Below are 21125 nucleotides of genomic sequence, written 5' to 3' on the forward strand. Positions count from 1 at the left end.
GGTGCCGCCACTGTTCCTGCGAGCGGGCCGCACGCTGGGCGCGACGGGCCTGAAGGGCACCTGGCACATCGTGATGCCGGCCGCGCTGCCCGGCTACCTTGCAGGCCTGAAGCAGGGCTGGGCCTTCTCCTGGCGCTCACTGATGGCCGCCGAGATCATCGCCTCCCACCCCGACCTGGGCGTGGGCCTGGGCCAGCTCCTGGAGAACGGCCGCAACAACAGCAGCATGTCCATGGTCTTCTTCGCGATCCTGCTCATCCTGGTCGTCGGCATCGCCATCGACCTGCTGATCTTCAGCCCGCTGGAGCGGTGGGTGCTGCGCAGCCGCGGTCTGCTGGCAAGGAGCTGAAGTCCTGTGTTCAAGAAGCCGGTTCTTCTCGTCATCGCCCACGGCAGCCGTGACCCGCGGCATGCCGCGACGGTGCATGCCCTGGTACGCCGGGTGCGCTCGCTGCGCCCGGACGTACGGGTGGAGACCGGCTTCCTGGACTTCAACATCCCGTCGGTGCAGGGAGTGCTGGAGTCTCTGGCGGCGGAGGGCGTCCGCGACGTCGTAGCGCTGCCTCTGCTCCTGACCAGGGCGTTCCATGCGAAAGCCGACATCCCGGCGGTGCTGCGGGACGCGCCACCGCAGCTGCGGATCCGGCAGGCCGAGGTGCTGGGGCCGTCGCCGCTGCTCCTGGCTGCCCTGGAGCGGCGTCTGTACGAGGCGGGACTGACGCCCGCCGACAAGTCCTCGACCGGGGTCGTGCTGGCCTCGGCGGGGTCCACCGACCCGGAGGCGATCGCAGTGATCGCAGAAATCGCGCGGGAGTGGCGGCACACCGGTTGGTGCGCCGTGCGGCCTGCGTTCGCCTCCGCATCCCTTCCCCGCACGGAAGATGCCGTCCGCGAACTGCGGGCGCTCGGCTGCGCACGCGTGGCCGTGGCACCGTACGTCCTGGCCCCGGGCTTCCTCCCGGACCGCATCGCGCGGGGCGCGGCCGAGGCGGACGTACTGGCGGACGTGCTCGGGGCGGCACCCGAGGTGGCGCGGGTGCTGCTGGAGCGGTACGACGCGGCCGGGGTGCCGGCGCTGGCGGCCGTGGGCGCCTGAGAGCGACGGTCCGTCTTACGCAGTGTCCGCAGATCCGTTTTACGCGGTGTCCGCAGATCCGGTTTTACGCAGTGTCCGTGGGTCGGCCCGCTTCGTCGGCCAGCCGCACCAGCTCCCCCAGCGGCATCGAGCCCGCCGCCCTCCTCTCCCTTGCGAAGGTGTTGGCAAGGCGCTGGAGGAGCTCGTTGAGCGGGGTCGGTACGCCGTGCAGGCGGCCGAGGAGGACGATCTCGCCGTTGAGGTAGTCGGCCTCGATGGTGCCGGTGCCGCGGGTGAGGGACTGCCAGGAGGAGCCGCCGCCGCGCCGGGCGCCGTCCAGGGGTACGAGGGTGACCTTGTCGCCCCGTACGGCCTGCTGCTCCTCGGCGCTCGCGTACGCGATCCCGGCGGCGTCGAGCACGGCCATGCCCTCGGCCCGCACCCGCCGGAACAGTGCCACGGCCTCCTCACTGTCGATGGGACCGGTCACCGCCTCCAGGGAGTTGGCCAGGTTGCCCAGCAGCTTGGCGTACTGCCAGCGCGCCACGTCCGCCACGACCGGCGCCTCGAAGTGCGACTTCTCCAGGTCGGCGGCGATGAGGCGGGCGGTCTCGTCGGTGCCGTGCGGGCAGGCGGGGATTTGCCAGACAGGCCCGAGGTGCAGGATGCCGGTGAGGGGGCTGCCGGCGGCGGAGACGACGCCGGGTTCGACGTACGTCGACGGCAGCCAGACGCAGACCCCGTACACCCGTCGGAAGAGCCGCAGGGCGAGGCGCTGGCTCTCGACGCCGTTCTGGGCGCAGACCAGCGGCAACCGCTCGGCGGCCGTACCGCCGCCCGCGACCGGGACCGGGCCCCAGGTCTGCAGCGCGGCCGTGCTGTCCTGCGTCTTGACGGCGAGGACGAGGACGTCGTCGGGGCGGAGCTCTCCGAGCGCGGCCGGCCCGTCGACGACCGGCAGCCGGTGGGTAAGCTCGCCCTCCGGCACCCTGAGCCGCAGTCCGTGGTCCCGTAGGGCCTCGAAGTGCGCACCCCGCGCGACCAGAACGACCTCGTGCCCGGAACCCGCGAGCCGGCCGCCGATGACGCCGCCGACCGCCCCTGCCCCGATGATGATGTAGCGCATGGGACGAGCCTCGCACAGCCGTTCCGCCCGGTTGACCTTGCCCCTGGGGCAGGCTTCAGGGTCCCGCGGTATGGACGACTTCTACTTGAAGCAGACGCCGTACAGCGATCCGGGGGACCTGGACGTCACCGGACTACCGCGCGATCCGGGCCAACTCGCCCTTCTCGTACGGAATGTGATCATCCATCAGGGCGACGGGCAGCGTCTGGAGTACGTCATCCCCGAGCAACGGCTGCACGAGGACGCCGAGTCCCGGTACGTCACCGAGATCCTGCGGATCCTGCGCGAGCGCGGGGACGCCCCGCTGACCGAGGCGCGGGAGCCGGAGGAGCGGTTCGTGGGCACATGCCGGGACTTCGCGTTGCTGCACGTGTCCTTGCTTCGGGCGACGGGCACGCCTGCACGGGTCCGCGGTGGCTTCGCCACCTACTTCGTCGACGGCTTCCACGAGGACCACTGGGTCACTGAGTACCGCCTGCCGGACGGGAGTTGGCGCCTGATCGACCCGCAGGTCCTGCATCCGTCGTACGACCGTCTCGACTTCGACCCGTTGGACGTGCCGCGCGATCGGTTCCTCGTGTCGGGCGACGCCTGGCGGGCGTGCCGGGCCGGGGAGGCGGATCCGGGGACGTTCGGGTTCTGGTCCGTCGAAGGCCTGCGGGGGATGTGGTTCGTCCGGGGCAGCCTCGTCCTCGATCTGGCCTGCCGGGGCGGCGTCGAGACGCTGCCCTGGGACATGTGGGAGCCGCTGGCCGGTCTCGCCGGCCTTGGCTCACTCGGCGTCGACGATCTCGCCCTCCTGGACGCCGTCGCGGACGCGCAGACCGACGAGGAGGTGCGGCGCCTGTGCGCGGACCCGCGGCTGGCCCCGCCCCGCGAGATCTTCTCCCTGCATCTGCGCAGGGTCACTCTTCCCCAGCGCTGAACGGCGTCCCCTGATGGAAGTACATCTGCCATCCGTCGTCCGTGCGCCGCCACAGCGAACTGCGGTGCACCCGGCGGCCGTTGTTCTCCGTGTCGAAGGTGAGGTGGACCACGTCGGAGGCGAGCTGGACACCCTCGATCTGCGAGACGACGACGGGCCGGGGCCCCGGGTCGGTGCCCGCCAGCAGGGACTCGATGATCGACGTCCGGTCCCAGTACCGTCCCGACGCGCCGAACTCACGGAACTCGGGGTGCAGCAACTTCTCGAGCAGCTCCGGCGAGGACCGGACCTCCGGCCCGAGCAGGCGCAGTTCGCCTTCGATGGCGGCTTCCACGGCAGTGGTGCGGACGTCAGTCACCTGTCATCTCCACTAGTTTCACGACGGTGTTCCAGTTGCGGCTGGTAGCGATCAAACCCCTGTTGAGCCGGGGTCGCGACAGAATTTCGGCGAGCTTGGAGCGCCCGAGGCCGTTCGGGGCGTACAGGTACAGCGCCCGGTCGCCGAGCCGGAACGCCTCCGGGAGGTAGGCGGCCTGGTCGATCTCCGCGAAGCGCTCGGCGTCGACCGGGGCGGAGAAGTAGGTGACATGGAGCTGTTTGGGCTCCAACTCGGCTGCGGGAAAAGGGCAGTTGTCGGCGATGGCCTTGAGATAGGCGTGGTCGCGCACCATCACGTCCACGGCGAAGCCGAAGTGCTTCTCGATCGCCGACGCGAGCTCCGCGGCCAGGGACTCCTCGTCGCCATGGTCGGCGGCGAAGACCGCCTGGCCGCTCTGCAGGTAGGTGCGTACGCCGTCGTGGCCGAGGCCGGTCATCAGGGCGCGCAGGTCGGCCATAGGGACTTTTCTGCTGCCGCCCACGTTGATCCCGCGCAGCAGCGCCGCATACGTCGTCGTCATCCGGCCACCATAAGGCGACCTACTGACACTGACGGGGCCGTCGTGCCCCGTGGGGGTGGGCACGACGGCCCGACCTGTAAGTTACTTACCGGTCAGCATGAAGCACAAGCTCATCCCGCTGATCCATGCCGCCGGGCCTCGTCCCCGAGACGCTTCCCCGACCGGCCCGGATAGATGTAGGGGACCCCCATCCTCCCCAATGGGGAGAGCCCGGGGGCCGAGGGGATGAGATCCGGCCGCCCTACTTCACCGGGCAGCACGAGGAGATGGCTTTATCCGGCCCATACCTTCGAAACGAAAGGGGGCGGCAGGGGGCCGCCACCGCAATCAAGGGGGCAAGCCCGTCATGGGGAACGGAGACACACGTGTGCGGGGACTCGCCGCCCGCGCCGGCGGCTGGAGCGCCCGCCATCGATGGGCTGCCGTCGGCATCTGGGTGCTGTTCGTCGTCCTGGCGATGGGGCTCGGTTCGGCGGCGGGCCGGGTCGACGTCAAGGACAGCGACCAGCTGAAGGGCGAGACGCACACCGCAGCCAAGATCATCGAGGACGCGGGGATCGAGGAACCGGCCAGTGAGACCGTCCTGATCCAGGGGAAGGACGGCAGCCTCAAGGCCACGGACGCCGAGTTCAGGTCGGCGGTCGCCGCGGTCGTGAAGGCGGTCGAGGGCACCGGCAAGGTCACGGACGTGACGTCGCCGTACGACACGCAGACGATCTCCAAGGACGGCCGCAGCGCGCTCGTGCAGTTCGACATGCGCGGCGAGTCGGACACCGCGGGCGAGCGCGTGGAGCCCGTGCTGAAGGCCGTGGAGGACGTCCAGAAGGACCACGAGTCGCTGCGGATCGAGGAGATCGGCGGCGCGAGCATGATGAAGACGTTCGACGACGCGTTCGGGGACGACTTCCAGAAGGCCGAGTACTCCGCGGTGCCGGTGGCCCTCGGCATTCTGCTCATCGCCTTCGGCGCCCTGGTGGCGGCCCTGCTGCCGGTGCTGCTGGCGGTCACCGCGATCATGGCGACGATGGGCCTGATGGGCATCGTCAGCCACGTCATGCCGATGAGCGACACCGCCAACTCCGTGATGCTGCTGGTCGGCCTGGCCGTCGGCGTCGACTACTGCCTGTTCTATCTGCGCCGTGAGCGCGAGGAGCGCGAGGCCGGCCGGGACGCGCAGACGGCCCTGCGGGTCGCCGCCGCCACCAGTGGCCGCGCGATCATCGTCTCCGGTGTCACGGTGTGCGTGGCGATGGCGGGCATGCTGTTCACCGGGCTTGCCGAGTTCGAGGCGATGGGCCTGGCCTCGCTGATGGTCGTGGCGGTCGCCATGGTCGGGTCGGTGACGGTGCTGCCGGCTCTGCTGTCGCTGCTGGGCGAGCGGGTCGAGAAGGGCAAGATTCCCTTCCTGCACCCGCAGAGCCGCCTGCGCCGCAACCGTGGGCGGGGCAACCGCGAGAGCCGGTTCTGGACGGCCGTGCTCAAGGGAGTGCTCGCCCGGCCGGTCATCTCGGTCGTCGTCGCGGCCGGTGCGCTGCTCGCCATCGCGGCTCCCGCGGTCGGCATGAAGACCCAGAACCTCACGCTGGACCAGGAGTTCGGCGACTCGCTGCCCATCGTGCAGACGTACAACCGGCTCAACGAGGCCTTCCCGGGCGGTTCCGACCCGGCCGAGGTCGTCGTCAAGGCGGACGACATCAACGCCCCCGAGGTGCGCTCCGCGCTCGCCGACTTCCGTGAGCGGGCGGTCAGTTCGGGGGCCTCGCGCGGCCCGGTCGAGATCAAGCTGCACGACGACCAGAACGTCGCCTTCGTGTACGTGCCGCTGGTCGGCGGCTCCGACCTCGACAAGGCGGGCGCCAGCCTGGACAAGCTGCGCGACGAGGTGCGCCCGGCCACGCTCGGGAAGGTGGACGGCGTCGAGGCGCCGATCACCGGACAGGTCGCCGGCTCGAAGGACTTCAACGACCAGCTGGCCGGAGCCGTCGTCCCGGTCTTCGCGTTCGTCGTGGTCTTCGCCTTCGGGCTGATGCTGCTGTCCTTCCGCTCACTGACGGTCGCGATCACCTCGATCGTGCTGAACCTGCTGTCGGTGGGCGCGGCGTACGGCATCCTCGTCGGCGTCTTCCAGCACGGCTGGGGCGCGTCCCTGGTGGGCGCGGAGGGCGTCGGGGCCATCATCACCTGGCTGCCGCTGTTCCTGTTCGTGATCCTGTTCGGCCTGTCGATGGACTACCACGTCTTCGTGGTCTCGCGAATCCGCGAGGCGCGCCTGCGCGGCCGTACGACGAAGGACGCGATCCAGCACGGCGTGGTCACCACGGCCGGGGTCGTCACCAGCGCCGCGGTCATCATGGTCGCCGTGTTCGCGATCTTCGGCACGCTGTCCATGCAGTCCATGAAGCAGATGGGCGTCGGCCTCGCGGCCGCGGTCCTCATCGACGCGACGATCATCCGGGGTGTGCTGCTCCCGGCGGTGATGGCTCTGCTCGGCGAGCGCAACTGGTACCTGCCGAAGTGGCTGAACCGGCTGCCGGACATGACGCACGACGAGGCACCCGAGGCCGTGACGCGGAGCGCGGCCCGGGACGACGAGGGCGAGCGGGTGCCCGTCTGACCCCATCCCGCCCGACGAGCAGGGCCCGTTGACTCCGGGGGAGCCAACGGGCCCTGCTTCTTTGACGAGTTCTCCGGTGGGCCCTTTGGGTTTCCTGTGGGTCCTGTGGGTCCTTAGCTTGCTCTTTAAGGTCTGGGTCGGTTTCGTTCGATGATGCTCTCGGGGCGTTTCACGGCCTTGCCCACGTCGTAGCGGGTGGTGGGCCGCCGGTTCTTCGATCCAAGTGGCCTCCCAGGGCCGGGAGTTGAGGGTTTCGGTGCACGGGCCGGACAGTGCAGGTGCGGGCGGAGGTTCCGAAACCCCCGGCGGACTCGGGCTGGGGTGAGCCGGCCGGGCTCGGCGGGCTTCTCCCACGGCCGCCGCAAGTCGGCGGTGGCTCCGCGCAGGAGGCGGATCTGCGTGTGCGCGGCGATGATCAGCCAGGTCCAGCGCTCGCCGGCCTCGGGGGTTCGCAGCTTCGGACGGGTCCAGCCGAGGGTCTGTTTCATCAGCCGGAAGGTGTGCTCCAGGTCGAATCTCCGTAGGAACGCCTGCCAGCGCACGTCGACGTCCTCGCTGTGCAGGCCGGTGGCGGACGACCAGGGCCAGAGCGGGAGCGGGTCGCCTCCGCCGGGCAGGCGATGGACCTGGAGGCGGATCAGCGTGCCTTCGATGATGGGGAGTTCGCCGGTGTGGTCGATCCAAGCGGAGCGGGTGGTCAGCCGGGGGTGGATGCGGTCCCAGGCCATCGCGCGGGCGGTGCCGTACCGGTCGGTGACTTGCGTCGTGGCCGCGTCCGGCTCGCCCCAGGTTTCCGGCTTGGCGAAGCGGAACTCCTTGCCGTGCTTCGGCGGTCGCCCGCCCTGGGGATAGGACAGGGCGTACTCCTTCAGCGAGGGCGTCGGCCGTCGCATGACGCGGTCGGAGCGCATCCGTCCCAGCACCTCGATCGGGAGGCCGTCGAGGAGGTGGGCCATGCGCGGGGCGTCATAGCCGGCATCGAAGACGATGAGGATGTCGCGGTCGCCGAAATGCCAGCGGCCCATCTCGATCAGGTCGGTGACCACACGGCGGACCTGGGCAGCGGTCACCTCGGCGACGTCGTCCTCGGGCCCGAGACGGACGGCGTCCAGGAGCTGGCACCAGGACGTCCGGCCCGATTCGAGGGCGGCGACGAACGAGTACGGCCAGCCGGGGATGAACTGGTCCGAGGACCGTCCGCTGCGGCCATAGACGTGACAGAACAGACGGTCCGCGCTGGTCGGCGCGTCGGGGCGGAGCCAGTTGCTGACGTCGACCGCCAGGACCAGGCGCCCGTCGGCGGCCCTGGGCATCGGCAGACCAGCCAGCACCTGGCGCAGCCGGGGCACGTCCACGTTCCCGCGGTTCAACGCCTCGCACATCGCGCCGTGCCCGCGCCGGTGCTCGGCCACCAGCGTCAGGTCCACCGGCGAGATCACCGGACCATCCGCACACAGCAACGCGTCAACCAGCTCGAACAGTTCGTCCCCGCGCGCGGTCAGGCAGTCGAACAAGTCGTCCCGGAAGCGTGACGCCGGCACGAACGCCTCCCCGGGACCGGCGCCAGGCAGCAGACTCACCTTCACGGCCTTCGTCTCGATCGGTGCACCTTGGTCGGAGCACATGATCGGACGAAGGCCGCCCCAGCGTCCGGCAAAAGCCCGTTCGGGTGATCATGTTCGGAGTCGTTCGAGACCAAAGCGGGCACAACACAGGGGCGCAAGTACGTATTGATGACAGAAGCAGTGGCTGTCGCGGATCTTCTCGGAGAGACTCCTCGATGTGCCTGACAACTCGCTGATCGTCGCCGCCCTCACTAGCGTGACTGCGATCACGGCCAGCTCACTGGCGAGTTGGCTGACCAGCAGAGGCAACGCCCACGCTGCTCGGATCCAAGTCAATGACGCGTCGGCCGCTCAGCGCCGCGAAGGTATCCGGCAGACCCGACGGGCCGCCTACCTAGACCTCATCGACCACGCCCAGGCCGTCGCTGACGGGCTTCGCGGAGTCAACGGTCTCTCAACCACCGAGTACGAAGCTGCCTTGGCCGCTCACCGCGACCGTCATCAGCGACTGCGCCGGGCAGTGACACTGATCGATCTGGAAGGCCCCCCGGCAGCCCAAGTCGCAGCATCAAACCTGCTGATCATGTCGGGCACACTCGGCACCGCGCTGGCGGCCACGGCCGAGAACGCCAGCAGAGAGAACCGTCGCGAGTTCCAAGAAACCTTGCGCTCTTACATACGGCTGATCAGGCCCTTCGTTGACACAGCCGCCGCAGCACTGGACGAGACATAGGCGCACCGGTGAGCACACCTCAGACCGACAAGACCTCAAAGAACAAGCTCAGTTGCGACGCAGAATGACGGCTGCCGCGCCGGCTGTGAGGATGGTGGCCAGGAGCCAGCCAAGGATGACAAGCGACAGAGCTATCCATTGGGAGGCACCAGACGTACGCCACGCTGCCTCCTGGCCGAGATCGAGAACGGGCAGAAGGAGATCCAGGGTGTAGATGGCGGGTTGCCAGTGCGGCGCCTGCTCCGCACTCAGTGGGGGAGGCGGATAGTAGGCGAACCATAGCGATCCGGCTACCCACAGTGAGACGAGCCAGAACAACCCCCGTGCGGGGCGGTAGCCGTATCCGAGGACGATGTCCTGAAAGCCGTCCCACGCTCGTAGCACCAGTGGCAGGGTTTCTCTTCGCCGACGGAGCCTGGCCAGGACAACCTCGTTGGCGGAAACGTCCTCGCCGGCGACCCTAAGCGACGCTGCCAGACGGTCGTAGGGTTCGGGTGAGTACTCGGGGGTCGCATCGGCCAACCAAGCCAGGCGGGCAGCCAACGGGAACGGACCTCCAGGAGCGAGAGTCTCATAGCTGAAGCCCGTCACATCGAGCCTGCCCGGGCCAGGCCAGCTGTCCGCCCTGTCGACCAGACGGCCCACCGTGGCATTGGCCAGGATGATGCGGCCGCCCTCCGGTCGTTCTGGCATGAAGCGCAGTTCGGGTGCCTGGATGCTTCGCAGCGACACCTCCTGATCATCGGCGAGATGGAGCCTGACATGCTCCACGACGAGGCTGCTGCCGAAGGTGGCTCCGTCCAACATGATCCCGCCGTGCACTTCGGGCCGCCGCATTCGGATCATGCGGGCCGGGACTCTGGCACCCGCCTCGGATGGGTCCAGCTCCGCCATTGCGGAGATGACCAGGCTCTCCTCAACGACAAGCCGGAGGGCATTGAGCGCCCACCGACTGTACCGGTGCCGTAACCAAGCGCCACGCAAGCTGAGTTGTCCGCCGATGCGTGCACCTCTCAGCGAGATTTCCCCGTTGGCACTGAGCCCCTCGCCGTTGAGGTCCTGCGCGACGTTCATTCCGTCGCCGTTCCACGCTTTGGCCCGGTCGTCGGAGTGCAGGCGTAGCAGGTTGGCCGTGAGGTCAGTGCCGATCTGCGCCTGGGGCATGGAAATGCCGGCGTAGACCGTGCAGCCGCTCAACTGCAGGTCTCCCGTCGTAACGAGCCGGGCCGCCTCCAGGGCAGGTATCGCGCAGTCCCTGAGAATGACCGTGCGCATGTGGGAGTCGACGAGACGGACAGGCTTCTCGAAACGGCAGCCGCACAGCTCGACAGGAACGTCGATCTGCGAGTTCGACAAGTCGAGCGGGCCGGAAACTTGTACCCCTGTGAGCTTCAATGCTGCGGCTCTACCAGGGAGTGGAGGTGGACCGCTCAGCAGCACAAGAGCGACGATCCTGGCGCGCACGGTGCGCTCAGACCCCCAGGCTGGCTGGCCGTTGGCGTCGTCCTGCTCCGCATCCCCGATCCGCAGGTCGTACACGGACCCGTTACGGAACGCCTGCCACATGCCCAGCTCGGCCGGCGTCAGATCGTCCGGCACCTCATCGTCAGCCATACCCCGCCCCTCCCGTTGTCACTGCTCAACAATCCTCCCTCAACTGGCACTGATGAAAGCGGATGCTGCCACGGACGCAGCGTCGCAGTGTCGAAGAAGCTGCCGCATCGCTCCGTTATGCCGCCAAGGTCGCCGGGGCGTAGTCGAACGCGGCCGCGGTGGCCGGGTCGGTGTCTCGCGTGCACACCTGGTCACCTTCATCGAGCGACATGTGACCGCCGTGCCCGCGAAGCGGTTCCAGCTCCAGAGCCTCGTCCCCCAGAGCGAACTGGCAGCGGGTGTCCTCCTCCACCATGTCTCTGCTGGCTGCTCGCCAGTGTGTACGGCGGCCTTGGCGTCGCGCACCTAGCCGGTTGTGGACAGCTCCGTCAGTAGCGGAAACAACATGACCAGCAGGCCGATCCACACGCCTGCGCTCGAGTAGCCCAGCAGTTCGCTGGACTCGGTGGACCTCAGCTTGTGTTTCCGGCGCAGCCACCCCGCGGTCGCCACAGCCAACAGCATGTTGAACACCACTCCGGCCACGGGGACCGCGCCAGCCCAGAGCCGGTCGGGTGGCAGTCACGTGCACAGGGTCAGGCGGAAACCCGAAGGCCTCTACATAGCGCTCATGGACCAGAGCTCCCGTCCAGGTGGCCATGACAACGCGGAAGTGGCCGGGGACGGCCTGTGCAGAGCAGGCGACTGCGTCACCAACGAGACATGCTTTGGGAGTTCGCCGGACGGGCGCCGAACTGCAACGAGGTTCGTCGTCCTACCGCGCCGCTGGCGCGTCGAACGCACCCTGGGTTGGATCATGAACGCCCGCCGCAACGCGAGGGACTACGAACGCCTGCCCCAGCACAGCGAAGCACACCTGAACTGGGCACTCATCACCCTCATGGCCAGGCGGCTGACCCGGAAGAAGCCCGTCTCCGACTGGACGAAGAAGCGGACACCCACCGGCTGATCTATCGCTGCACGCTCTTGGATAGGTACATTGACGACACTCCATAGCCATTGCGTTGATACATGGCCATAGCTCCCTCGTTGTCCCCAGCGACGTTCAAATTGAGCGACGTCATGCCCTCGTGGGCAACGAGCTCCTCGGCAGCGGCGAGGATGGCGGATCCGTATCCGCGGCGCCGGAACGGCGCGAAGACGTTGATGTCGTACAGCCAGGCTGAGCTAGCGGTGCCCGAAGAAGCTTGACGTGGATCCGGGCCAATCCATGCGTTCCCCACAACCTCGCCTGAACCGTTCTCCGCCACCACGAGATGATGACCAGCCGTGTCGAGCCCGTCCGGAAGGAACTGAGCCGTGCCCTGATGAGCCCGCTCTCGCGCCAGCTCTTGGGGCATGAACTTGCCGAGTTCACGAGCCGTCTCGGCTTCACGATGCTCAGTCGCCACCTCGTACTCCGACGGCGTCATTTTCCGCAAGGTCACCTTCTGCACGTCCATGCCACCATCTTCAACTGGTCACCGGTGACAGCGATACCGAGTTTCCAAGCCCGACAGCCGCAACCTGGCCGGTTACACCGCGCGGCCGACCATGCGGTCATCCGAGCTCAGGATCAAAAACACTCACTTACGCGTGTTCTCGTGCGTCGCGTACGGCGGTCAGCTCGGCCTCGATCAGGTCGGCGGCCCGCATGGTGCCGCCCTCCTGGGCCATCTGCGCCTGGATCTCCTGCAGACGCCGGGCGACCTCGGGGTCGTCGACGAGGGCGAGGGCCGCCGTGCGCAGGGCCTCGGCGGTCGCCTCCTGGCCGGGGATGTGGCGGGCGACGCCGAGCCCCTGGAGCATGTCCGCGTTGCCGAACTGGTCCACGGCCTGCGGTACGGCGATCATCGGCGTGGCGGTGGCCAGGCCCTCCTGGCTGCCGCCGGCGCCGGCGTGGGTGACGAACAGGTCGGCCTGCTTGAGGATCGCCAACTGCGGTACCCAGGAGCGCACTTCGACGTTGTCGGGTACGTCGCCCAGCTCGGCGGGGTCGACATGCTTGCCGATCTGCAGCACCAGGTGCCAGCCCGGCAGGTCGCCGAAGGCCTTGACGCACTCCCGGTAGAACGCCGGCTCCTTGGTGAACGAGGACCCCAGCGACACGAGGGCGACCTTCTCGGCGCCGGCCGGCCGCTGCCAGTCCCCCTGTGCGGAACGGTCGCCCTGGCAGGCGCCGACGAAGGTGTACACGCTCTCGTCGACCCGGTCGGCGTTCGGCTGCAACGCCTTGGGGATCAGCACGAGGGAGCGCTCGGGGTGGCCGTAGAACGAATGCGGGTGCAGGGTGATGCCGTTCTCCTCCAGCCAGGCCTGGAAGCGGGCGAAGTAGGCGCGGCCGCGCTCGGTCCTCTTCGGCTCGGCCCACATCGGCTCGGCGACCTCCTCCTCGTAGCCCGTCCAGGCGACGAGGTTCGGCGACAGGGAGATCGACGGGACGCCCCAGCGGTGGGCCAGGACGCGGGCCGGGTAGGCGGTGATGTCGTGCAGCACGAGGTCGGGTTCGTCGCTGTCGTAGGCCTCGATCAGCTGCGGCAGGGCCTGGATCGCGTCGGCCAGGAAGGGCTCCACGTTGTCCAGGAGGGTGGTGCCCCACGCCGCCGGGTCGTCATCGGGTCCGGGCAGTGTCGAGTTCCAGAGCTTCGGCTCGGCACCGGTCTCGGCGACCTTCTCGGCGAACAGGGGCGGAATCGCGTACGTGACCCGGTGCCCGCGCGCCACGAGCTCGCGGATGACTTCGAGGCTGGGGTTCACGTGGCCGTGGGCGGCGATGGAGAACATGGCGATGTGGGCGGGGCGACTGGTCATGAGCCACACCGTAAGCGAGACGAACCGTCTCGTACAACTTGATTATGGTCAGCGCTGGTAGCGGGCCAGCACCAAGTTGCCGTCCTCCTCCAGGCGTTCGCGCAGTTCACCGAGGCCGATGGCCCCGCTGTAGTACTCCTGGAGCGCGGGGGTGGCGACCTTGTCCTTCCACTCCGGGTAGCCGCGCACCGACTGCGCGGGCGCCGAACGCAGGTGGGCGGCGAGGGCGGTCCCGGTCGCCCAGCCGTCCTTCGTGGTGTGCAGGGCGGGGTCCTTCAGCGCCTGGGTGCCGGTGGGCAGCATCCAGTCGCCCAGGGCGAGCCGCACCATGTTCGGGGGCCGGAGCAGGAAGTCGATGAACTCGGCGGCCTCCTTCTTGTGCGGGCTGTCCTCGGCGATGGACAGGGTCTGCGGGCTGACGCCCTGGGTGAGCCCGTCGGCGCCGGCCGGGGCGGGCAGCACCTGCCACTGGAAGCCCTTCGGCGCCTGCTGGACGATCTGCTGGCGGTACGAGAAGCCGAGCGGCACCATCGCGTACTTGCCGCCGAAGAAGCCGGGCAGGGTGTCCGAGCCGCCGCTGCCGAGGGTGGTGGGCGAGGCGCTGTGATCGGTGCCGGCCTGGTCGTGGATCGTGCGGGGCACGGTCTCGTCCGCCTTTTCGAACCGGATGGTGACCTTGCCGTCCGCGCCCCGGTGGAAGAGCTGTCCGCCCGCCGACAGCGACAGGTTGAGGGTGGCGGAGACGGGTTCCTTCAGCGGCCAGGCCACGCCGTACTTGCCGTCGCCGCTGAGCTGTTCGGTGATCCTGCGGAACTCCGGCCAGCTCCAAGGGCGTTCGGGGGTGGGGACCCGTACGCCGGACTCCTTCAGCCACTTCGCGTTGGCGATGAGGACGCGCGGCTCCTGCAGGAAGGGGACGCCGTAGATCCCGTCGCCGAAGGTCGCCGTGTCCCAACTGCGCCGTGGGATGTCGGACTTGAGCCGCTCGGGCAGCAGGTCGGTGAGATCGGCGAGGTAGCCGCCGTACGCGAAGTCCGCGAGGTCGTCCGAGGCGTCGTGGATGATGTCGGGCGCCTCACCGCCCTCGAAGGAGGTCAGGAGCTGGTCGTGGACGCTGTCCCAACTGCCCGGTATGTACTCGACCTTGACGTCGGGATGAGAGGCGTTCCACTCCTTCACCAGCTCCTGATTGGCCTCGACGGACTCCTCCTGCCAGGCCAGGGACTGGAAGCGCAGGGTGACACGTCCGTCGGAGCCGCCACCGTCGTCGCCGCTGCACCCGGCGAGCAGCAGCGCCAGGACGACCAGGGGCAACAGCACTCTCGTACGCATCAGCTCTTCACCGCCCCGGCGAGCATGCCGCCCGTGATACGCCGTTGGATGATCGCGAAGACGACCAGTGAGGGAAGGGTCGCCAGGAAGGCGGCCGCCGCCAGCGGGCCGAGGTCCGCGACGCCCTCCGCGCCGATGAAGTGGGCGAGGACGACCGGCAGGGTCTGTTTCTCCGGGGTCTTCAGCAGAACGAGCGCGAAGAAGAACTCGTTCCACGCCGTGACGAACGCGAACAGCGCCGTCGCCACGATCCCCGGCGCCAGCAGCGGCGCGGTCACCGACACCAGCGTCCGCACCCGCCCGGCCCCGTCGACCGCGGCCGCCTCCTCCAGCTCGGGCGGCACCGCCCGGACGTATCCGACGAGCATCCACAGCGCGAACGGCAGCGCCCACACCACGTACACCATGACCAGCCCCGGCACCGAGTTGATCAGCCGCAGGTTCTTCAGCACCAGGAACAGCGGGATGATCACCAGCACGAGCGGGAACGCCTGGCTGACGACCACCCAGCCGGTCGCCGCCCGTGCGAGCGGGGTGCGGCGGCGGGCCATGACGTAGGCCATCGGGGTCGCGAGCAGTACGGCGATCAGGGCGGCGCCGAGTGCGGCGATGAGGGAGTTGAGGGCGGCGTGCAGCAGGGGCTGTTCGTCGAAGGCCTGGCGGAAGTTGGCGAGGGTGGGGTCCTTCGGGATCCAGGTGGGGTGCAGGCTGCCGAGCTCGCGGGGCGGTTTGAAGGCGGTGGAGATCAGCCAGAGGAAGGGGAAGGCGAGGAAGACGAGGTACGCCAGCAGGGCGACGTACTGGCCGATACGGCCGGTTCGGCTGGTCCTCATGCGTCGTCGCCTCCCCTGAGCCGGCCGACGAGGAAGACGGCGAGGAGTATCGAGATCACCGCGACCATCACGCATCCCATGGCCGCCGCGTAGCCGAACTGGCCGTAGCGGAAGGCCTCTTCGTAGGCGAACAGCATGGGCAGGCGGGTGCGGCCGCCGGGGCCGCCGCTGGTGAGGACGTAGACCAGGGCGAAGGAGTTGAAGTTCCAGATGAGGTTGAGCGCCGTGATGGACAGGGCGACCGGTCTGAGTGCGGGCCAGGTGACCGTGCGGAAGCGGCGCCAGGCGCCGGCGCCGTCCACGGCCGCCGCCTCATGCAGTTCGCGCGGGGTGTTCTGCAGGCCGGCGAGCAGGGCGACCGTCGTGGTCGGCATGCCCGCCCAGATGCCCACGACGATCACCGCGGGCAGGGCGGTGCCGAGCCCGCTGAGCCAGTCGCGGCCGTCGCCGAGGCCCAGGTCGCGCAGCGTCTCGTTGAGGATGCCCGCGTCGGGGTTGTAGACGAGCCGCCACATGACGCCGACGACGACCTCGGGCATCGCCCACGGGACGATCGCGAGGGCGCGGGCCAGCCAGCGCAGCCGTAAGTCCTGGTTGAGGAGGAGGGCGAGGCCGAGCGCCAGCAGGAACTGCGGCACGGTGACGCCGACGGCCCACACCAGGCCGATCCGGAACGACTCCCAGAACAGCGTGTCGTGCAGCAGATCCCGGAAGTTGAGACCACCGATCCACTGGGTGGGCTGGGTCCGTCCGGACTGGGCGTCGGTGAAGGACAGCAGGACGCCGTAGAGTAGCGGGCCGACGCTCAGGATCAGGATGGGGATCAGCGCGGGGAGTACGAGAAACCAGGCGCCGTGATCCGTGACGCGCCGCCGCCTCGTGCCGCCCGGCGCACGTCTCACGGATCTCTCCGCCTCCGTCACCGTTGTCACGGAATCAGCCCCTTTGCACTGCTCGGGATGGCCCCGTCATGGTCGTGAAGGCGCTCTGCCCCGTCAAGGCCGTGCGCACGCGGTCCGACCTGTGCGAATGCGAGACTGAGCGGCGGATGGCGGGAATCCGACGCCGTCCACGGAGGCGTACGACCACACGGAGGCGGGCGATGGACGAGGCACGGGCGCGGGACGTACTGGCCGCGGCGGGAGTGGTGCCCGTCCCGGCGCGGGACGCGCGACTGCTCGCCCTGGGCGAGAACGCGGTGTTCGCCGCCGGTGACCTGGTCGTCAAGGTGGGCCGTGACGCCGAACTCCTGGACCGGGCGCGGCGCGAACTGGATATCGCGGTGTGGCTGGCCGAGGCGGACGTACCGGCGGTGCGGGCGGCCGAGCCCAAGGCGCTGCTGGTGGAGGGGCACCCGGTGACCGTGTGGCACCGGCTGCCCGATCAGGTACGGCCCGCCGAGCCACGGGATTTGGCCGAACTGCTACGGGTCGTACACGCGTTGCCGGCGCCCTCCTTCGAACTGCCGCCCCGTGAGTTGCTGGGTGGCGTGGAGCGGTGGCTGCGGCTGGCGGGGGACGCGATCGATCCCGCCGACGCGGCGTATCTGCGGGAGCGGCGGGACGGGTTCGCGGCGGCTGCGGCGAGGCTGACGCCGCATGTGCCGCCGGGGCCGATTCATGGTGACGCCCTCCCTCGCAACGTCCACGTCGGCCCGGACGGACCGGTTCTCGTCGACCTGGAGACCTTCTCCGCGGATCTGCGGGAGCACGACCTGGTGGTGATGGCGCTCTCGCGGGATCGGTACGGGTTGCCTGCGGCGGCTTACGACTCGTTCGTCGAGGCGTACGGCTGGGATGTGCGGGAGTGGGAGGGGTGCTCGGTGCTGAGGGGGGCTCGGGAGACCGCCAGTTGTGCGTGGGTAGCTCAGCATGCGCCGAGCAATCCGAAGGCGTTGGTGGAGTTCGAGCGGCGGGTGGCGTCTTTGCGTGAGGGGGACGAGTCGGTGCGGTGGTATTCGTTCTGACGCCTATGGTCCGGGGGACTGGTCGTTGCCGGGCGACTGCGGGTCCGACGTGGCTGGTCGCGCCCACGCGGCGGAGCCGCAGATCGATACAGCCCCGCGCCCTTCAGGGCGTCACCGTATCGCCGGTTTCTCGGCTCTGGACGCTGCGCGCGGCGCGGCCCAGCTCGGCCAGTACAGCACGGACGGCCGACCTGGCCGTGCGCTCGGGGCGGTACAGGGCGTCGATGTGGCGTCTTGCCTGGACTCCGCTGAGGGGCCGCAGGGCCAGCGCCGGATGCGGGCGCATCGTCCAGCGTGGCATCAGGGCCAGGCCCCCGCCGGCCGCCACGACCTCGGCCACCACCGCGAACTCGTTGATGCGGTGGGCCAGATGGAGTCGGCGTCCGGCCGCGGCGGCGATGGCTTCGATGACCGCCAGGACCGGGAAGCCGTCGTGCACGGTGATCCACTGCTCCTCGGCCACGTCGCGTGGGGTGACGCGGCGCTTGGCCGCGAGCGGGTGATCGACGGGCATCGCCACGTCCAGCGGCTCGCGCAGCAAGGTCGTCGCGGTCACCGTGTCCGGCCACGGCGGGGCGTGTTCCAGGCGGTGGGCCAGGACGATGTCGTACTCCCGGGTGAGCCGGGGGAAGCCCTCCTGCGGTACGTCCTCGTCGGCCAGTCTCGGCACCGGCTTGCCCGGCCCGGCCAGCGCACGGATCAGCAGCGGGAAGAAGGCCGTGGCCGCGCTGTCGAACGCCGCCACCGACACCTCGCCGTCCGGCCGCTCGAGGAACTCCTCGACCGTGTGCCGCGCCCGCGCCAGCGCCGTCTCCACCTCGACGGCCGCTCCCGCCAGCGCCCGTCCGGCGTCGGTGAGCACCAGCCGACGCCCCTGGCGTTCGGTGAGCGGCACCGGGATCGCGCGCTGCAGCAGCCGTAGCTGCTGGGAGATCGCCGACGGCGTCACCAGCAGCGCCTCGGCGACCGCCGTCACACTGCCCAGTTCGTCTAGCTCCCGCAGGATCCTCAGCTGGCGTTCGTCCATCGCCTCAGTGTAGGGACGATGTAGGGCTTCTAAATGATCGTTTTAGAAAGTGGTACTGGGCTTCAGGAACGCCTTCGGTGCACCGTGGGTGCGTGTCCGACTTCCGCCGTACCGATGCGGTACTCCTCCTTGTCGCGCTCGTCTGGGGTTCCAGCTATCTGTCGGCCCAGACGGCCACTGCCGCGCTCCCCGTCCTGCTGGTGCTGTTCGCCCGCTACGCCCTCTCCGCGCTCGCCTGCCTCGGCGTCGTCGCCTCCCGCGGTCGCGGGCCGCGCCGGTGGACGCGGGCCGAACTGCGGGCCGGTGTGCCCCTGGGGTTGACCCAGGCCGCGGTCCTGCTCGTGGAGACGTACGGCGTCGCCCACACCAGTGCCGCCAACGCCGGGCTCATCATCAGCCTGACCATCGTCCTCACCCCGCTCCTCGATCGCGGCGGCCACCGCGGCACGCTGCCCGGCTCCTTCTTCGCCGCGACCGGCGTGTGCGTCCTGGCGGTCGGGCTGCTCATGTCCGGCAACGGCTTCCACGCGCCCCGCCTCGGCGACCTGCTGATGCTCGGCGCCGCGCTGATCCGGGCCGGGCATGTCGTACTGGTCGGCCGCTTCACCACCGGGCGGGCGATCCGCCCCCTGCACCTGACGACCGTGCAGACCCTCGTCGGCACGGCCCTGTTCCTGCCTGCCGCCGCCCACGACCTGCCGGCGCTGGCTCACGCCGCCCCGGCCACGTGGGCCCAGCTGGTCTATCTCGCCCTGTTCTGCAGTGTGTTCGCCTTCCTCGCCCAGACCTGGGCCGTGCAGCGCACCTCCGCCAGCCGGGCCAGCCTGCTGCTGGGCACGGAGCCGGTCTGGGCCGTCGCGGTGGGCATCGCGCTCGGCGGTGAGCACCTCACCGCGCTCACCGGCCTCGGGGCGGCCCTGATGGTCGCCGGCACGTACTGGGGGCAGGCGGTGGAACGGGCGCACCGCAGCGCACCGGAACCCCGGCTTCCCTCACCCCACGCCTCACCCCATCTCCCGGCCCACCCCCTCGACGGGGGCTCCGCAGACAAGGACTCCGCATGTCCGACCGCGCCCACGACGAAGACACCCACGACGACGGCACCCAGCACGAACCCACCCAGCACGACACTTACGACCACCTGATCTCCCTGCTCGACTCCTCCTCCGTCGACCACCGCCTCATCGACCACGAGCCCGAGGGCGCCACCGAGGCCGTCTGCGCGCTGCGCGGGCACCCGGCCTCCGAGGCCGCGAAGTGCATCGTGCTGCGGGTCAAGGTGGACCGCCGCACAACGCGTCACGTCCTCGCGGTCGTCCCCGGAGACCGACGGGTGGATCTGGACGCCGTCCGGGCGCTGTTCGCCGCGCGCTACGTCGGCTTCAGCGAGCCGGAGACGGCCGAGCGGCTGGCCCGCGCCGTCCCCGGCACCGTCCTGCCGTTCAGCTTCGACCCCGACCTCGAACTGGTCGCCGATCCGGATGTCGTGGCCCAGCCGAAGCTGTACTTCAACGCGGCCCGGCTCGACCGCTCGCTGTGCATCTCGGGCGCCGATTACGAGCGGCTGGCCAAGCCCCGCATCGAGCGCATCGCGAGCCCTGCGACGACGTGACGCAGGACGCCGCAGGGGGTGGACCGGTGCGCGGCCAACGGCAGCTCCCCGCAGCGGCGTGGTGGACGACACCGCCCGGCAGAACTCGGATGACGAGCAGCCACGCCCTGACTTGCCTGCGGCCCGCCCGGCGAGACCGCGTGACGGTCGGCACCGAGCCCCGCCCAGGACCGGCACATGTCCCGCCCGGGATCAGACCGTCTCGTCGGCATGCTCCCGCAAGGGCCACGTCCCGTCGACCACCGCTGTCGCATCGCCCTTGCGGCGCAGGAAGTTCTGGAAGTCCGCCGCCCACTCGGCGTACCACTCGATCTGGCGGCGGTGCAGCTCCGCCGGGCCGAGGGCCGCGACCTTGGGGTGGCGGGCGGCTATCGCGCAGGCCAGCCGGGCCGCGGCGAGCGCGTCGGCGGAGGCGTCGTGCGCGGAGTCGAGCGAGATGCCGTACTCCCGGCAGACCGCTTCGAGGTTGCGCTTGCCTCGGCGGTAGCGGTCGGCCCAGCGGTCGATGGTGTACGGGTCGATGACCGGGGCGGGATCCAGGCCGCCCAGGCGGTCGCGCAGGGACGGCAGTCCGTACCGCCGCAGTTCGGCGGAGAGCAGGCTCAGATCGAAGGCCGCGTTATAGGCGACGACCGGTACGCCTGTCCTCCAGTACGCCACGAGGACGTCGGCGATGGCGTCCGCCACCTGGTCGGCCGGGTGGCCCTCGGCGGCCGCACGCTCATTGCTGATGCCGTGGACCGCGACCGCGTCCGGCGGGATCTCCACGCCCGGATCCGCCAGCCACTCCTTGTGCCCTAGGGTCTGCCCGTCCCTGACCTCGATCACGGCCCCCGTGACGATGCGCGCCTCGCGCGGATCGGTCCCGGTCGTCTCCAGGTCGAAGCCGATCAGCAGCTCCCGGTGCCAGCCCATGGGCGGTCCCCCTTCTTGGTGGTGCTTTCCCCCAGTGGTCTCCACCCTCCCATGCGCCACTGACAATCAGAGGACCGCATTCCGCTTCCGCGACGCGAC

21 protein-coding genes and 2 pseudogenes are annotated in these 21125 nt (G+C 69.7%); 9 read left to right on the forward strand and 14 right to left on the reverse strand.

The features are described 5' to 3' along the window. Both ADL12_RS38205 and ADL12_RS38210 read left to right on the forward strand, forming a co-directional pair. Positions 1-349 (forward strand): ABC transporter permease (locus ADL12_RS38205; RefSeq protein WP_159053412.1); only part of this gene is annotated, 349 nt, incomplete at its 5' end. Between the two features lie 6 nt (positions 350-355). Continuing rightward, positions 356-1096, forward strand: coding sequence for a sirohydrochlorin chelatase (locus ADL12_RS38210; protein ID WP_062711602.1), 741 nt, complete (start codon positions 356-358; stop codon positions 1094-1096). 64 nt (positions 1097-1160) lie between these two features. Here ADL12_RS38210 and ADL12_RS38215 read toward each other — a convergent pair whose 3' ends face one another. After that, positions 1161-2201, reverse strand: a complete 1041-nt coding sequence (locus tag ADL12_RS38215) for a ketopantoate reductase family protein (RefSeq protein ID WP_062711604.1) — start codon at positions 2199-2201, stop codon at positions 1161-1163. Positions 2202-2271: 70 nt separating this feature from the next. Here ADL12_RS38215 and ADL12_RS38220 point away from each other — a divergent pair, with 70 nt between their 5' ends. Continuing rightward, positions 2272-3126: a transglutaminase-like domain-containing protein gene (locus ADL12_RS38220; RefSeq protein ID WP_062711607.1), complete on the forward strand. Its 855-nt coding sequence runs from the start codon at positions 2272-2274 to the stop codon at positions 3124-3126. Here ADL12_RS38220 and ADL12_RS38225 read toward each other — a convergent pair. After that, on the reverse strand, positions 3107-3484 hold the full coding sequence (locus ADL12_RS38225) for a nuclear transport factor 2 family protein (protein WP_062711609.1): 378 nt from the start codon (positions 3482-3484) through the stop codon (positions 3107-3109). The two genes, ADL12_RS38220 and ADL12_RS38225, sit on opposite strands and share 20 nt — an antisense overlap. Next, the gene (locus tag ADL12_RS38230) at positions 3477-4025 is read right to left on the reverse strand and encodes a DUF1697 domain-containing protein (RefSeq protein WP_062711612.1); all 549 of its coding nucleotides are present in this window, start codon (positions 4023-4025) and stop codon (positions 3477-3479) included. The genes ADL12_RS38225 and ADL12_RS38230 overlap by 8 nt, the downstream gene beginning before the upstream one ends. A gap of 346 nt (positions 4026-4371) precedes the next feature. On the opposite strand from ADL12_RS38230, the gene ADL12_RS38235 reads away from it, so the two are divergent. After that, positions 4372-6639 (forward strand): MMPL family transporter, encoded by a 2268-nt coding sequence (locus ADL12_RS38235; protein ID WP_062711615.1) that lies wholly within the window; start codon positions 4372-4374, stop codon positions 6637-6639. Positions 6640-6764: 125 nt separating this feature from the next. Here ADL12_RS38235 and ADL12_RS38240 read toward each other — a convergent pair whose 3' ends face one another. Continuing rightward, positions 6765-8219 carry an NF041680 family putative transposase gene (locus ADL12_RS38240; RefSeq protein WP_062711717.1) on the reverse strand — a complete coding sequence of 485 codons (1455 nt, stop codon included), beginning with the start codon at positions 8217-8219 and terminating at the stop codon, positions 6765-6767. 202 nt (positions 8220-8421) lie between these two features. On the opposite strand from ADL12_RS38240, the gene ADL12_RS38245 reads away from it, so the two are divergent. Next, positions 8422-8937, forward strand: coding sequence for a hypothetical protein (locus tag ADL12_RS38245; protein WP_062711618.1), 516 nt, complete (start codon positions 8422-8424; stop codon positions 8935-8937). A gap of 48 nt (positions 8938-8985) precedes the next feature. Here ADL12_RS38245 and ADL12_RS38250 read toward each other — a convergent pair whose 3' ends face one another. The 3 genes from ADL12_RS38250 to ADL12_RS54490 form a co-directional block, all read right to left on the reverse strand. Then, the gene (locus ADL12_RS38250) at positions 8986-10551 is read right to left on the reverse strand and encodes a hypothetical protein (protein WP_062711621.1); all 1566 of its coding nucleotides are present in this window, start codon (positions 10549-10551) and stop codon (positions 8986-8988) included. A gap of 115 nt (positions 10552-10666) precedes the next feature. Next, positions 10667-10846, reverse strand: coding sequence for a hypothetical protein (locus ADL12_RS38255; RefSeq protein ID WP_062711624.1), 180 nt, complete (start codon positions 10844-10846; stop codon positions 10667-10669). Between the two features lie 50 nt (positions 10847-10896). After that, positions 10897-11055, reverse strand: a complete 159-nt coding sequence (locus ADL12_RS54490; RefSeq protein WP_159053413.1) for a hypothetical protein — start codon at positions 11053-11055, stop codon at positions 10897-10899. A 241-nt stretch (positions 11056-11296) separates the two neighbouring features. Between ADL12_RS54490 and ADL12_RS57225 the strand changes: the two are divergent. Next, positions 11297-11500 (forward strand): annotated as a pseudogene (locus tag ADL12_RS57225) (IS5-like element IS4811 family transposase); the annotation flags it as partial. A gap of 1 nt (position 11501) precedes the next feature. On the opposite strand, the gene ADL12_RS38265 reads toward ADL12_RS57225, so the two are convergent. The 5 genes and pseudogenes from ADL12_RS38265 to ADL12_RS38285 all read right to left on the reverse strand — a co-directional run bounded on the left by ADL12_RS38265 (position 11502) and on the right by ADL12_RS38285 (position 16438). Then, positions 11502-11993: a GNAT family N-acetyltransferase gene (locus ADL12_RS38265; RefSeq protein WP_062711630.1), complete on the reverse strand. Its 492-nt coding sequence runs from the start codon at positions 11991-11993 to the stop codon at positions 11502-11504. Positions 11994-12120: 127 nt separating this feature from the next. Continuing rightward, positions 12121-13393, reverse strand: a pseudogene (gene mgt / locus ADL12_RS38270) (macrolide-inactivating glycosyltransferase). Continuing rightward, positions 13390-14673 carry an ABC transporter substrate-binding protein gene (locus ADL12_RS38275; RefSeq protein WP_062711636.1) on the reverse strand — a complete coding sequence of 428 codons (1284 nt, stop codon included), beginning with the start codon at positions 14671-14673 and terminating at the stop codon, positions 13390-13392. The pseudogene mgt and the gene ADL12_RS38275 overlap by 4 nt, the downstream one beginning before the upstream one ends. Next, positions 14673-15506 carry a carbohydrate ABC transporter permease gene (locus ADL12_RS38280; RefSeq protein ID WP_062711649.1) on the reverse strand — a complete coding sequence of 278 codons (834 nt, stop codon included), beginning with the start codon at positions 15504-15506 and terminating at the stop codon, positions 14673-14675. Before ADL12_RS38280 ends, ADL12_RS38275 begins: the two co-directional genes overlap by 1 nt. Further along, a complete protein-coding gene (locus ADL12_RS38285) occupies positions 15503-16438 on the reverse strand; it encodes a carbohydrate ABC transporter permease (protein WP_062711652.1) in 936 nt (311 codons plus the stop codon). Before ADL12_RS38285 ends, ADL12_RS38280 begins: the two co-directional genes overlap by 4 nt. A 170-nt stretch (positions 16439-16608) precedes the next feature. Between ADL12_RS38285 and ADL12_RS38290 the strand changes: the two genes are divergently transcribed. Then, complete coding sequence (locus ADL12_RS38290; protein ID WP_062711654.1) at positions 16609-17472, forward strand: phosphotransferase enzyme family protein; 864 nt, start codon at positions 16609-16611, stop codon at positions 17470-17472. Between the two features lie 103 nt (positions 17473-17575). On the opposite strand, the gene ADL12_RS38295 is transcribed toward ADL12_RS38290, so the two are convergent. Next, entirely contained in the window at positions 17576-18499 is a 924-nt protein-coding gene (locus ADL12_RS38295) for a LysR family transcriptional regulator (protein ID WP_062711657.1), read from the reverse strand. Positions 18500-18591: 92 nt separating this feature from the next. Between ADL12_RS38295 and ADL12_RS38300 the strand changes: the two genes are divergently transcribed. Next, a complete protein-coding gene (locus ADL12_RS38300; RefSeq protein ID WP_062711660.1) occupies positions 18592-19644 on the forward strand; it encodes a DMT family transporter in 1053 nt (350 codons plus the stop codon). Further along, on the forward strand, positions 19560-20111 hold the full coding sequence (locus ADL12_RS38305; protein ID WP_079052500.1) for a YbaK/EbsC family protein: 552 nt from the start codon (positions 19560-19562) through the stop codon (positions 20109-20111). The genes ADL12_RS38300 and ADL12_RS38305 overlap by 85 nt, the downstream gene beginning before the upstream one ends. Positions 20112-20303: 192 nt before the next feature. Here the strand turns inward: ADL12_RS38305 and ADL12_RS38310 are convergent, their stop codons facing one another. Continuing rightward, positions 20304-21026: a 3'-5' exonuclease gene (locus ADL12_RS38310; protein WP_062711663.1), complete on the reverse strand. Its 723-nt coding sequence runs from the start codon at positions 21024-21026 to the stop codon at positions 20304-20306. Between the last annotated feature and the right edge of the window lie 99 nt (positions 21027-21125).

The organism is Streptomyces regalis (genome assembly GCF_001509475.1).
Classification (GTDB): Bacteria; Actinomycetota; Actinomycetes; order Streptomycetales; family Streptomycetaceae; genus Streptomyces; species Streptomyces regalis.

Bases quoted from the DNA above. Each gene is read 5' to 3' on its own strand.
- ADL12_RS38215 (WP_062711604.1), bottom strand. From the start codon at position 2,201: ATGCGCTACATCATCATCGGGGCAGGGGCGGTCGGCGGCGTCATCGGC.
- ADL12_RS38220 (WP_062711607.1), top strand. From the start codon at position 2,272: ATGGACGACTTCTACTTGAAGCAGACGCCGTACAGCGATCCGGGGGAC.
- ADL12_RS38230 (WP_062711612.1), bottom strand. From the start codon at position 4,025: ATGACGACGACGTATGCGGCGCTGCTGCGCGGGATCAACGTGGGCGGC.
- ADL12_RS38235 (WP_062711615.1), top strand. From the start codon at position 4,372: ATGGGGAACGGAGACACACGTGTGCGGGGACTCGCCGCCCGCGCCGGC.
- ADL12_RS38250 (WP_062711621.1), bottom strand. From the start codon at position 10,551: ATGGCTGACGATGAGGTGCCGGACGATCTGACGCCGGCCGAGCTGGGC.
- ADL12_RS38255 (WP_062711624.1), bottom strand. From the start codon at position 10,846: ATGGTGGAGGAGGACACCCGCTGCCAGTTCGCTCTGGGGGACGAGGCT.
- ADL12_RS54490 (WP_159053413.1), bottom strand. From the start codon at position 11,055: ATGCTGTTGGCTGTGGCGACCGCGGGGTGGCTGCGCCGGAAACACAAG.
- ADL12_RS38265 (WP_062711630.1), bottom strand. From the start codon at position 11,993: ATGGACGTGCAGAAGGTGACCTTGCGGAAAATGACGCCGTCGGAGTAC.
- ADL12_RS38275 (WP_062711636.1), bottom strand. From the start codon at position 14,673: ATGCGTACGAGAGTGCTGTTGCCCCTGGTCGTCCTGGCGCTGCTGCTC.
- ADL12_RS38280 (WP_062711649.1), bottom strand. From the start codon at position 15,506: ATGAGGACCAGCCGAACCGGCCGTATCGGCCAGTACGTCGCCCTGCTG.
- ADL12_RS38290 (WP_062711654.1), top strand. From the start codon at position 16,609: ATGGACGAGGCACGGGCGCGGGACGTACTGGCCGCGGCGGGAGTGGTG.
- ADL12_RS38295 (WP_062711657.1), bottom strand. From the start codon at position 18,499: ATGGACGAACGCCAGCTGAGGATCCTGCGGGAGCTAGACGAACTGGGC.
- ADL12_RS38305 (WP_079052500.1), top strand. From the start codon at position 19,560: ATGTCCGACCGCGCCCACGACGAAGACACCCACGACGACGGCACCCAG.
- ADL12_RS38310 (WP_062711663.1), bottom strand. From the start codon at position 21,026: ATGGGCTGGCACCGGGAGCTGCTGATCGGCTTCGACCTGGAGACGACC.